Genomic DNA, 11,126 nt, shown 5'->3' with positions numbered 1-11,126 from the left:
GCTGGCTCAGGTGCTGGTGGCCAAGTACTCGGATCATCTACCGCTATACCGTCAAGAACGCATCTTCGGTCGTGCTGGTCTCGCCATCCCACGCTCCACTCTGGCGGAGTGGGTAGGCGCTTGCGGTGTTCACTTGCAACCGCTGGTGAACGCTCTTAGAAGCGCGCTGCTGGAACACGCCGTTCTGCACGCCGACGAAACACCGGTCAGTATGTTAGCTCCGGGCAAGAAGAAAACCCACAGGGCCTACGTCTGGGCCTATTGCACCACACCGTTCTCGGATCTGAAGGCTGTTGTTTACGACTTCGCTCCAACCCGGGCGGGTGAGCACGCTCGAACCTTCCTAGAAGGCTGGCAAGGCAAGCTGGTGTGCGATGACTACTCCGGCTATAAAGCGGGCTTCGGCAAGGGCATCACCGAAATCGGGTGCCTGGCTCATGCTCGTCGCAAGTTCTACGACCTGCATCAGGCTAACCAGAGTCAAATAGTGGCACAGGCTCTGGAAACCATCGGCCAGCTTTACCAAGTCGAGCGGGAAACTAAAGATCTGCCGCCGGATAAGCGACAAAAAATCAGAAATGAAAAAGCACGGCCCATTGCCGATGCCCTGCATCAATGGATGCTAGTGCATCGACAGAAAGTGCCAGACGGCTCCGGCACGGCCAGAGCCCTGGATTACAGCCTCAAACGCTGGGCAGCGCTGACGCGTTATCTGGATGATGGCGCAGTGCCCATCGACAATAACTGGATGGAAAGCCAGATATGCCCGTGGGCATTGGGTCGGAGTAACTGGTTGTTCGCGGGTTCACTGAGGAGCGGCCAACGCGCTGCCGCAGTGATGACGTTAATCCAGTCCGCAAAGCTCAATGGGCACGATCCGTACGCTTATCTGAAAGGTGTTCTGACGAAACTGCCGGCGCAGAAAAACAACGCCATTGATGAACTGCTACCGCACAACTGGAAGCCGGTGAGCATTAGCAAGGTGTGATTGCCGGCCGCTTACCGTTCGAGGACGATGTTCATGGATTGAACGGTATCTTGATATGGAAAAACTGGCTTCAGCCAGAGCGACTCGGCATTTATGTCAGTTTTTTTTACATTCGCTAAAACCACAAGCTTTATAAAAAATTGAAACATATAAATAAAAAACTTGTGGTTTGATTATTGCCTTAATCTGATTCGGGTAATCCGAGTTTCAAGGAGCAAAAAATCTATGAACTTTTTTGGAAGATTCATTTCAGTTGCGTCCATCGTCGCTGTCACATCCTTTGCTAATGGCGCGGTCATCACCACGTCTTTGGAGGATGCAACTAACGGTGGTGGATTTTTTGGCGAGGTGACATTTACGGACAGCGGCACCAATGTGGTCACAATTGCTGCGAACATCTCAAACCCGGTCAACATCGATCTCACCAAGGGTGACATTCTGGGACTGTGGTTTGATTTTGCCGACTTTGGTGCGCTTTCAGGGGGAGCAACGTTCAGCAACCAGAACCCGGCCAGTATAATTACGGGGTCAGATTTCGGTGAGGACACTGTTAGTTCGTCTCTCGGTGGAAATGTGAACCTGAACGGGACCGACGAAACTGCTTGGGACTTTGCAGTTATGACTGGCAGTAACGGTGGGCCGGACTTTTACCAGACGCTTAGTTTTGATTTGACGATTACCGGGCTGGACGCGAACCAGTTCTCTAACCAGAGAGTAGGCATGCGCGTGCAAAGCATTGGGGGAGGTGAATTTCAGGGAGGCTCGTCAAAGCTGATTGGCGGCGGAACTCCACCAGTTAACGTCCCGGAACCTGGCACTTTCGCCTTGTTAGCTCTGGGTATGCTAGGACTTGGAATAAGTCGTCGCAAACAACGGACTTGAAACGAATCCACTACGAAGCCCGTCCACAAGGCGGGCTTTTTTGTGTGCCCGGCATGGGCGCACTCCTGGAGGCGCAAGTCCTCCTGTGAGCTGGCCACAGCGAACGAAGTGAAGCGCAACTGCGAAAGGGCGACCGCCCCCTCTCTGTCAGTTGTTCGCTTTGATGAGTTACTACCGCACAACTGGACGCCGGAAATCATTGGCAAGGTGTGATGGGCGGACGCTTACACTTCGCTCAGCCTGATTGAACCATTTCGGTTTATCTTGGTCGACCTCAACACTCCAGCGTTGGCCAGTGGTAAGTGGCTACCCCGATAGTCGGGTGCAGGCGAGGCGAGCCTTAAAAGTGGCGTAAGTGTTATTGTGAGCGAAATTTCTAAAGATAAAGAGGTCCATTCAAATGCTCTTGAAAAAAACCACTCAGCTTTTATTGACATTTATTGTTGCAATCGGCTTTAGCATCTCAGTTTCTGCCGCTGACAAAACCATTGGTATTCTGGCGTATGATGGCGTGCTGACCAGTGATGTAGTCGCACCAACCGAAGTGTTTGGTGTGGCCTCGCGTAAGGCGTGGTTCTCCGACTATGAGGTCATTCTGATCAACGTAAAGCCAAATAAAACCGTGAAAACAGAAGAGGGATTGACGCTTCAAGTAGATGCCAACATTTACGACGAGCTGGATCTTGACATTCTAATTGTTAACAGCTCTTACGATATGGACTGGCTGTTTGAGAACGACGATCTCACCAAGTTCATGAGGGATCAGGCTGAAAAAGTAGAGTGGCTTGCCAGCAACTGCTCCGGTGCGTTCCTTTACGCGAACGCTGGCCTCCTGGACGGCTATAGAGCGACAACCTGGGCTGGTGGCGAAGCGGAGTTACAACGGAAGTTTCCAAAAATCGATGTAGTTGTCGATCAAAACGTCGTCGTGGATCGCAATCGAATCAGCAGTAACGGTGGCGTGCCTTCCTATCAGGGAGCTCTGGTGTTGCTATCGCTGATGAGTGGAGAGCGTAACGCAAAGAAGTTTTTGAAACCATTCAGCTCAACCGCATAATACCTTGGTCAGAGATCGAAAAATTTGAACCAAAAGCAAAAAAGTAACATTGAGCCGGATCAGCTGCATCTCTCTCCAACGTCATGACCGCTGCCCCACGTTGACCACGTCTCAGTGAACCCGCGAACAACCAGTTGCTCCGACCCGTCGCCCTCAAGCCAAAAGCTCAGGAATGGCTGGCTCTGATTGCAGAAGACTTTGCGTTATGTCGCAAGCACCGTGATTTTTGTACAATCCAAAAATCGTCTTTCATTATAGGTTGAGAAATTATGGCTAGCGAAGGCAAAAACACGTCCGCAGTCTACGCAGGTGTTTCAGCACTCTTGGCTTTTATCGCATGCAATGGCCTGATATTCGCAACTGCCATATTAGCCATATTTGGTATCACATTTGGTGTAAACCCTAATGTTCAAGCAGTTTTGATAAGCCTTTTTGCTATTTTGACCTCAGTTTTCATATACAAGGGTTTTGTGCGGCATCGTAAGATCGGGCCATTTTTGCTGGCAGGCGTTGGAGCGTTTTTGATCATACTTACAATGTATATTTCGTACAGCAAATTGATTGAATCAGCTGCCCTGTTAGCGTTAACCGTTGCCGCTGGATGGAATTGGTACGTTATTCGCCGCGAATCGTGACACATAATCGGTTTTAATAATTTATTTATAGGGAGGTATCCTTGAATAAAATTAATCTTAATAAACTACTGCATAGTAAATGGACTGCGATCAATCCAGTCAATAAAGAAAAGCACTTCCTCGTAACCGAGTTGAAATTCGACGAAGAAGATAATGTAGTTCACTGCCTGATAGAGGCCGTTATATCCAATCGTTCGGAGCCCATAAACTGGACGGAATTAAAAAACAGTGACACCTGGCTTCAAGGTTGGAAATAGAGTTGAGTTGTCTTTGTTCGGGTAAATAAGAGGTGTCGGTCGATGAGCTTTTCTTTCCAACAGCTACGCTACTTCGTAGCCGTAGCGGAACTTGGGTCGATTTCCGGCGCTGCACGCGAGCTCTTTTCTTCACAGTCGACCGTCACTGAGGCTATTAAAAATCTGGAATTGGACCTCGGCATGACGTTGGTTCAACGCCACGCACGCGGCATGGCTCTCACCCACTCCGGTCACAAGTTTCTGCGTCACGCCCAGCGTATTCTGGCCGAGGTCAGTGATGCGCGTTCCGCGTTTACGGCCGACCGACAGCCTATAACGGGCGCGCTCAACGTGGGTGTCACGTCCCTTGTGGCAGGTTACGCCCTGGCCGAGCTTCTGGCCCGCTATCGACGCGCGTTTCCCGGAACCGCTGTCTCTGTTTATGAAGACAACCCCGAATATCTCGAACACTTTCTACTCGGCGGTGAACTCGACGTGGCCCTGCTCTTTTTGTCTGCGCTGCAGGAGCCGTCAGCGTTCAATACCGATGTCATCAAAAGCCACTCTTTTCGGGTATGGCTGCCATTTGGTCACCGCTTGACCGAGAAAGAACAGGTATCCAGGGCGCAGTTGGCCGGTGAGCGTTATGTGCTGCTGAGCAACGACGAAATCCGAACAGCAACGGAGGCGCTCTGGCGCAATACCCAGCCGCCTCCAGACATAGCCTATCGCACAACCTCAGTAGAAGCCGTGCGTAGTCTGGTAGCAACAGGGGCCGGCGTATCCGTGCTGCCGGATCTGATCTATCGCCCCTGGTCGCTAGACGGTGATCGTATCAGTGCCGTTGAGTTGGCAGACCCATTGCCACGGATGTCAGTTGGCGTAGTCACCCGGCGTGGTAGCTCGCCCAATGCGGCGACGTCTGCGTTTGTCGACATGGCACTGGAGAAATCTCTCTAGGCGTTGGTTTGATACAAATGCGAATATTTTTTGCAAGTGTAAAATGATGATAATTATGTAAATTCGATTTTCCCGATATTAGGTATCCTTTTTTTGTTATTGCGATACAGGTTCTGCTCTGGCATTACTGAAATTACGGATTGACAAAGGTGACAACGGTCAATTCGCAGTCAATTAAAGGAGGCTAATATGCAGCAGGGCGACCGACCGAATATTCCCACCTCACTGTTGATCAATGGTGAAATCGTCGAGGGCCAAGGCAAGTCCGAGACAATCGTCAATCCTTTCACTGGCGGCACGATAGGTGAAGTCCCCGAGGCGTCTTCTGAACAAGTCGACGCGGCCGTCGCAGCTGCACGATCAGCGTTCAAGGGCTGGTCTCAGCGTACGCCTGGAGACCGCTCATCAATATTGCTGCAGTTGGCTGATGTTATTGAGCGCCATGCAGCGGAATTCGTGCGTTTGGAAGCCCTGAACTGCGGCAAGCCGGCGCACATCGTGGCGGCGGAGGACTTACCTGCAACGGTTGATGTCATTCGGTTTTTTGCTGGCGCAGCGCGCTGCATGTCGGCAAGCGCAGCGGGCGAATACATGGCTGGTTATACCTCCATGGTTCGGCGCGACGCAGTCGGCGTCATCGGCTCGATCGTACCCTGGAACTACCCGATCATGATGGCCGCCTGGAAGTTCGCACCCGCATTGGCCGCCGGCAATACCGTGGTGCTCAAACCCTCTGAACAAACCCCCTTGACCGCGCTGTTGCTCGCCAAACTGGCCGGCGATGTATTGCCACCGGGGGTGCTCAATATCGTGACCGGGCGCGGCGAATCCGTAGGCGAGCGATTGGTCAACCACGAGCAGGTCGACATGGTGTCGTTGACCGGTGATGTGGCCACCGGCAAGAAGATCCTCACCGCCGCATCCAGAAGCATAAAGCGAACCCATCTCGAATTAGGCGGCAAAGCCCCCGTCATTGTGTTTGATGACGCTGACTTAAACTCTGTGGTTGAGGGGTTGCGCACCTTTGGCTACTTCAATGCCGGGCAGGATTGCACGGCTGCTTGTCGTATTTATGCCGGGCCGAAAATTTACGACAATCTGGTTGCGGATCTCAGTAGCGCGGTCGCCAGCATTTCCTACGGTAAGGCTGAGGATAGCGCCAACGAAATTCCTCCGATGATTTCTGAACGACAACGCGATCGTGTCGCCAGCTTTGTTGAACGGGCCGCCCAGTTGAAACACACCGAGGTGACGACCGGTGGGCAAGTTGGAAGCGGCAATGGCTTCTTCTATCAACCCACGGTCGTTGCTGGGGCCTTGCAGGAAGACGAGATTGTGCGCCGTGAGGTATTCGGCCCGGTGGTTTCAGTGACGCGCTTCGATGACCCTGATCAGGCCGTGGCGTGGGCCAATGATTCCAACTATGGCCTTGCATCCTCCATCTGGACCTCAGACATCGGCCGCGCAATGGCAACATCGGCACGCATGCGTTACGGCTGCACCTGGGTTAACTGCCATTTCATGCTGTGCAACGAAATGCCCCACGGCGGGCTCAAACAGTCAGGTTATGGAAAGGACATGTCGATGTATTCACTGGAAGACTACACCGCCGTCCGACACGTCATGATCAAACACTAGTGTGGCAAGAGGCTCGGACAATGAACGCCACCAATGCCGTATCGGATAACAGTTCACCGGAAGACAGCGTCATCGTGCGTCTTCAGGCTGTGCGCAAGCTTTATGGCGATATGGTTGCTGTCGAGTCACTGGATCTCGATATTCGTCGCGGTGAATTTTTCACGTTGCTTGGCCCTTCGGGTTCCGGCAAAACGACGACGTTGCGCATGATCGCAGGATTTGAACGGCCCAGCGGCGGCCACGTTGAGTTGGACGGTGTTGATATAACAGACGTGCCGCCGTTCAATCGCGACATCAACACGGTATTTCAGGACTACGCCCTATTCCCGCACATGTCGGTGGCCAAAAATCTGGCCTACGGGCTTGAAGCCAAGCGGTTGCCTCGCAAAGACATTAACCAACGCGTTGATGATGCTCTGCGCATGGTGCATCTGGAGGATCATGCCGGCCACTTGCCCGGTCAACTATCCGGCGGCCAACAGCAACGCATCGCGCTGGCACGCGCCGTGGTCAATCAACCCCGTGTTCTGCTGCTTGACGAGCCACTCGGTGCTCTGGATCTTAAACTGCGACAGCACATGCAGGTTGAGCTCAAGCGAATTCAGCAGGAGATTGATACCACTTTTATTTACGTGACCCATGATCAAGAAGAAGCGTTGGTCATGAGTGATCGAATTGCGGTGTTTAATAAGGGTCGCATCGAACAGATGGGCGAGGCGGTTGAGTTGTACGAACGTCCTGCCAGCGAGTTCGTTGCGAATTTTCTGGGCACATCCAACCTGATCGATCTCGATGGCAAGCGCGTTATGATTCGCCCCGAAAAAATCCGGTTGCTGGTCGGTACTGAGGCGCGTCCTGCCGATAGCTGGCACGAGCAGGCGGCAACGGTGCAGCAAAAGGTATTTCTCGGACCATCCATACGCTATCTCGTCCGCTTGGAGTGCGGAACAGAACTGCTTGCTCTGGAACAGAATGTCACCGGTTTTTCCAACGCAAGCGCAATCATGCGTGGCTCTCGTGTACGTGTTGCCTGGAGCCGCGACAGTGTGTACGAAATTCCAGATACCAACAGGTAATGGGGAAAAATAATGAACAAAAATAAAGTAATTTCAATGACCATGGGTGCGGTTCTGTCTGCGGGCACAGCGTTGGCAGTCAGCGCACCTTCACAAAAGGCACCTCTGCAGGAAATCGGCCAGGGCGAGGGGGAAGTCAATCTGGTCGTGTGGGAAGGTTATGCACAACCGGAATGGGTGAAACCCTTTGAGGAAAAAACCAGTTGCCAGGTTAACGTGAAATACGCCGGTTCATCGGACGAAATGGTCGCGCTTATGCGCACGGGCGGTGGCAGTGTTTACGATCTGGTTTCAGCGTCGGGCGATGCGTCGCTGCGGCTGATATACGGCGGCAACGTGCAGCCACTGAACATGAACCTCATTCCGGCCTGGGACGACTTCATTCCACAGCTCAAGTCACCTCCGTTCAACACCGTCAACGACGTTCATTACGGGTTGTCCTACGAATGGGGTCCCAATGTGTTGCTCTACAACACCGAAGCGTTTGACACTGCGCCTACCAGTTGGGACGTTATCTACAGTGACAAATACGCCGGTCGTATTACCGTACCGGACAACCCGATTCACATTGCCGACGCCGCACTGTATCTGATGTCCCACAGCCCGGAGCTGGGTATCAAAGATCCCTACGAACTGACGCAAGACCAGCTCAGCGCTGTCGTAAAATTGCTGAAGAAACAAAGAGGCCTAATCAAGAAATATTGGGGCCTGGCATCCACTGAAATTTCGCTGTTCAAGAATGATGGCGTTGTTGTCGGTTCGTCATGGCCGTATCAGACAAATGCGTTGCAAGAAGATGGCGTACCCGTCGAAAGCACCATTCCCAAGGAAGGCGTTACCGGCTGGGCAGACAGCTGGATGTTGTCATCCGAGGCCCCGCATCCCAACTGTGCGTATCAGTACATGAATTACGCATCCACACCCAAGGTGCAAGCGATGCAGGCACTGTATTTCGGTGAAACACCGGCCAACACCAAGGCCTGTGATGCAATGGATGAGCTCCAGGAAGGGTCTTGCACCAAATGGCATCTGAATGCGCCGGCATCTTACTTCGAGAGCATTTACTTCTGGAAGACTCCGCGCAAGCAGTGCGAAAGCGGTGAGGGCCAAGAGTGCACCACCTATACCGAATGGCTGCACGCGTGGCAGCGGATCAAGGGTTGATCTGTTGGGCGTCAATCAACTAAAAGGAGGCCTATCGTGAGCCACTTGGCAGCTCGTCTTTGGCGACACCGTGGTATTAGTGGCTCACTGTTGCTGACGCCGCCCATGGGCTGGTTTGTTTTTATCTACCTGCCAGCCCTGGTGGTGTTGCTTATTACCGCATTTTGGACGGTGAACTCCTTCACCGGGGTGATCGAGCGTGACTGGTCGCTGGACAACTTCGTTTATATTTTCTCCAGCCACACCTATCGCGACATCATTCTGCGCACGATTGTTATGGCCGCCGCAGTAACGATAACGGATGTGGTGCTGGCCTTTCCTGTCGCCTACTACTGCGCCCGTATGGCTTCAGCGCGCATACGCATACTGCTGTTCTTGCTGATGCTGCTACCGCTTTGGTCGATGTTTGTAGGCCCCATGTATGCCTGGCGCATCATTCTGGCTGATCAAGGCATACTGAACGGTCTGATAACCTCCGTCGGTCTTTCGCCGCTGAGTATCAGTTATTCGAACTGGGCCGTATGGATCGTATTTTCCTATATGTGGTTGCCGTTTGTGGTGGCGCCCACCTATGCGGCCCTGGAGCGAATTCCCGAGTCTTATCTGGAAGCTTCCGGCGACTTGGGTGGCCGAAGCTGGCGCACCTTCCGCAAGGTTATTATGCCGTTGGCAGTACCAGGCGTTATAGCAGGCTCCATTTTCTGCTTTTCGCTGACGCTGGGCGGCTATATCGTGCCGAGCCTGCTTGGCGGGCCCGGCTCCGATCTACTTGGTAATGTCATATTCGCGAACGTCGGTGCAGCCAACAATCTGCCCTTTGCAGCAGCGCTGGGGATTGTTCCCGTCGTCGTAATGGCTGTTTATCTGTTTTTTGCGCGCCGTCTGGGCGCATTCGACATGATGTAACCGGAGCTCACTATGGGCAGCAAAATTACACACTGGGCACTGCGCCTGTGGACGTTGGGAGTCATGTTTTTTCTGCTTGCGCCATTGGTGGTCATCATTGTTTATGCCTTCAATGAGTCCAACATTCAAAGCTTTCCTATACATGGCTTCTCCCTCAAGTGGGTGGTTGCCGCCTGGCATAATGAGGAGATATTCGCGGCCCTGGGCCTCTCTTTGAAGATCGCGTTGCTTGCGACGGTCATCTCCGTTTTACTGGGCACTACCGCCGCATTTGTGGTGGATCGCTATCGCTTTTTCGGCCGTGAGACGGTCTCGTTCATCGTGGTGTTGCCCATCGCGCTGCCCGGAGTCATCACGGGTATTGCACTGGGTTCGTATTTTGAATTTTTCGATATCAGCTTGTCCTACTGGACGATTGTTATTGGTCACGTGACATTCTGTATTGTGATCGTCTACAACAATGTCATTGCGCGCATGCGGCGATTGCCCGGATCGCTGCGCGAAGCATCCATGGATCTTGGCGCAGGCCCGTTTCGCACGTTTTACCGTATTACGCTGCCATTGATGTCTACGGCATTGCTGTCGGGGGCTCTGCTTGCATTCGCGCTGTCATTCAACGAAGTTATCGTGACTAATTTTACTGCCGGGGCGCAAAACACCCTGCCGCTATGGATCTTCGGCGCACTGCGGTTGGGCCAAAATCTGCCGGTGGTCAACGTTGTCGTCTCTGCGGTCGTCATCGTTATGCTGGCTCTGCTACTGCTTTGTTACTGGTTGATGACCCAAGCAGGCACTAAACAAAAGGAACACCCATGAGCACTGAAATTCGCAAACCGCTACCACCCTTCACGCTGGATGAAGCCAAACAGAAAGTGCGTATGGCGGAAGACGCCTGGAACGGCAGAAATCCTGAAAAAATCGCCCTTGCATACAGCGCCGATAGCCAATGGCGCAATCGTGACGCCTTCTTTAATGGTCGACCAAAAATCATCGAGTTTTTAACGCAGAAATGGGCGCGGGAACTGGAATACCGGTTGATTAAGGAGATATGGGCCCATAGCGACAATCGCATTGCTGTGCGTTTCGTTTATGAATATCACAACGCAGAGGGTCAGTGGTTTCGCGCCCATGGCAACGAAAACTGGCAGTTCGATGACAACGGTTTGATGGAGCAAAGGCACGCCAGCATTAACGATGTGTCCATTGATGAAAGCCAGCGCAAATTTCTCTGGCCACAGGGTCGCCGCCCTGACGACCACCCTGGCCTGACAGAACTTGGCCTTTAGTTGCTCGCGATCACGCAAACACGCCTTCGTGGTTTGAGCGCGAAGAGGTACTCAATATGACGATTGAAACTTGGGCATTCTATGTCAGTACCGTACTGTTAGTGGGGCTCAAGTCGCAACGCTGCTAGGGAGACTCTGAATAAGTCTCAAAATCAGCGATAATACGGCCATCGTCAACCGCATAGGATTCGTTGCCATGGGCGCGGGAACTGGAATACCGGTTGATTAAGGATATATGGGCCCATAGCGACAATCGCATTGCTGTGCGTTTCGTTTATGAATATCACAACGCAGAGGG

12 protein-coding genes and 1 pseudogene are annotated in these 11,126 nt (G+C 52.6%); all 13 read left to right on the top strand.

The features are described from left to right. Nucleotides 1-988, top strand: a 988-nt coding sequence (gene tnpC / locus ENI00_RS15465) for an IS66 family transposase (protein WP_304104334.1), incomplete at its 5' end; no start/stop codon positions are given. Between the two features lie 225 nt (nucleotides 989-1,213). Further along, complete coding sequence (locus ENI00_RS15460; protein WP_304104332.1) at nucleotides 1,214-1,870, top strand: PEP-CTERM sorting domain-containing protein; 657 nt, start codon at nucleotides 1,214-1,216, stop codon at nucleotides 1,868-1,870. A gap of 400 nt (nucleotides 1,871-2,270) precedes the next feature. Further along, the gene (locus tag ENI00_RS15455; RefSeq protein WP_304104330.1) at nucleotides 2,271-2,927 is read left to right on the top strand and encodes a DJ-1/PfpI family protein; all 657 of its coding nucleotides are present in this window, start codon (nucleotides 2,271-2,273) and stop codon (nucleotides 2,925-2,927) included. A gap of 269 nt (nucleotides 2,928-3,196) precedes the next feature. Then, nucleotides 3,197-3,562 (top strand): MerC family mercury resistance protein, encoded by a 366-nt coding sequence (locus ENI00_RS15450; RefSeq protein ID WP_304104328.1) that lies wholly within the window; start codon nucleotides 3,197-3,199, stop codon nucleotides 3,560-3,562. 41 nt (nucleotides 3,563-3,603) lie between these two features. Continuing rightward, complete coding sequence (locus tag ENI00_RS15445; RefSeq protein WP_304104326.1) at nucleotides 3,604-3,819, top strand: TIGR02450 family Trp-rich protein; 216 nt, start codon at nucleotides 3,604-3,606, stop codon at nucleotides 3,817-3,819. Nucleotides 3,820-3,861: 42 nt separating this feature from the next. Next, complete coding sequence (locus ENI00_RS15440; RefSeq protein WP_304104324.1) at nucleotides 3,862-4,758, top strand: LysR family transcriptional regulator; 897 nt, start codon at nucleotides 3,862-3,864, stop codon at nucleotides 4,756-4,758. Nucleotides 4,759-4,947: 189 nt separating this feature from the next. Beyond that, on the top strand, nucleotides 4,948-6,396 hold the full coding sequence (locus ENI00_RS15435; RefSeq protein WP_414674270.1) for a gamma-aminobutyraldehyde dehydrogenase: 1,449 nt from the start codon (nucleotides 4,948-4,950) through the stop codon (nucleotides 6,394-6,396). A 20-nt stretch (nucleotides 6,397-6,416) separates the two neighbouring features. Further along, nucleotides 6,417-7,472: an ABC transporter ATP-binding protein gene (locus ENI00_RS15430; RefSeq protein ID WP_304104321.1), complete on the top strand. Its 1,056-nt coding sequence runs from the start codon at nucleotides 6,417-6,419 to the stop codon at nucleotides 7,470-7,472. Nucleotides 7,473-7,484: 12 nt separating this feature from the next. Continuing rightward, nucleotides 7,485-8,636 carry an ABC transporter substrate-binding protein gene (locus ENI00_RS15425; RefSeq protein ID WP_304104319.1) on the top strand — a complete coding sequence of 384 codons (1,152 nt, stop codon included), beginning with the start codon at nucleotides 7,485-7,487 and terminating at the stop codon, nucleotides 8,634-8,636. 36 nt (nucleotides 8,637-8,672) lie between these two features. Continuing rightward, nucleotides 8,673-9,542, top strand: coding sequence for an ABC transporter permease (locus ENI00_RS15420; protein ID WP_304104318.1), 870 nt, complete (start codon nucleotides 8,673-8,675; stop codon nucleotides 9,540-9,542). Nucleotides 9,543-9,554: 12 nt separating this feature from the next. After that, on the top strand, nucleotides 9,555-10,358 hold the full coding sequence (locus ENI00_RS15415) for an ABC transporter permease (RefSeq protein ID WP_304104316.1): 804 nt from the start codon (nucleotides 9,555-9,557) through the stop codon (nucleotides 10,356-10,358). After that, the gene (locus ENI00_RS15410) at nucleotides 10,355-10,828 is read left to right on the top strand and encodes a nuclear transport factor 2 family protein (RefSeq protein WP_304104314.1); all 474 of its coding nucleotides are present in this window, start codon (nucleotides 10,355-10,357) and stop codon (nucleotides 10,826-10,828) included. The genes ENI00_RS15415 and ENI00_RS15410 overlap by 4 nt, the downstream gene beginning before the upstream one ends. A 197-nt stretch (nucleotides 10,829-11,025) precedes the next feature. Beyond that, nucleotides 11,026-11,126 (top strand): annotated as a pseudogene (locus tag ENI00_RS15405) (DUF1348 family protein); the annotation flags it as partial.

Origin of the sequence: Marinobacter antarcticus, from assembly GCF_011049865.1 — a bacterium.
GTDB classification, from domain to species: Bacteria; Pseudomonadota; Gammaproteobacteria; order Pseudomonadales; family Oleiphilaceae; genus Marinobacter; species Marinobacter antarcticus_A.
This window is presented reverse-complemented; position numbering and strand designations above follow the sequence as displayed.

Bases quoted from the DNA above. Each gene is read 5' to 3' on its own strand.
- ENI00_RS15460 (WP_304104332.1), top strand. From the start codon at position 1,214: ATGAACTTTTTTGGAAGATTCATTTCAGTTGCGTCCATCGTCGCTGTC.
- ENI00_RS15455 (WP_304104330.1), top strand. From the start codon at position 2,271: ATGCTCTTGAAAAAAACCACTCAGCTTTTATTGACATTTATTGTTGCA.
- ENI00_RS15450 (WP_304104328.1), top strand. From the start codon at position 3,197: ATGGCTAGCGAAGGCAAAAACACGTCCGCAGTCTACGCAGGTGTTTCA.
- ENI00_RS15440 (WP_304104324.1), top strand. From the start codon at position 3,862: ATGAGCTTTTCTTTCCAACAGCTACGCTACTTCGTAGCCGTAGCGGAA.
- ENI00_RS15435 (WP_414674270.1), top strand. From the start codon at position 4,948: ATGCAGCAGGGCGACCGACCGAATATTCCCACCTCACTGTTGATCAAT.
- ENI00_RS15430 (WP_304104321.1), top strand. From the start codon at position 6,417: ATGAACGCCACCAATGCCGTATCGGATAACAGTTCACCGGAAGACAGC.
- ENI00_RS15425 (WP_304104319.1), top strand. From the start codon at position 7,485: ATGAACAAAAATAAAGTAATTTCAATGACCATGGGTGCGGTTCTGTCT.
- ENI00_RS15415 (WP_304104316.1), top strand. From the start codon at position 9,555: ATGGGCAGCAAAATTACACACTGGGCACTGCGCCTGTGGACGTTGGGA.
- ENI00_RS15410 (WP_304104314.1), top strand. From the start codon at position 10,355: ATGAGCACTGAAATTCGCAAACCGCTACCACCCTTCACGCTGGATGAA.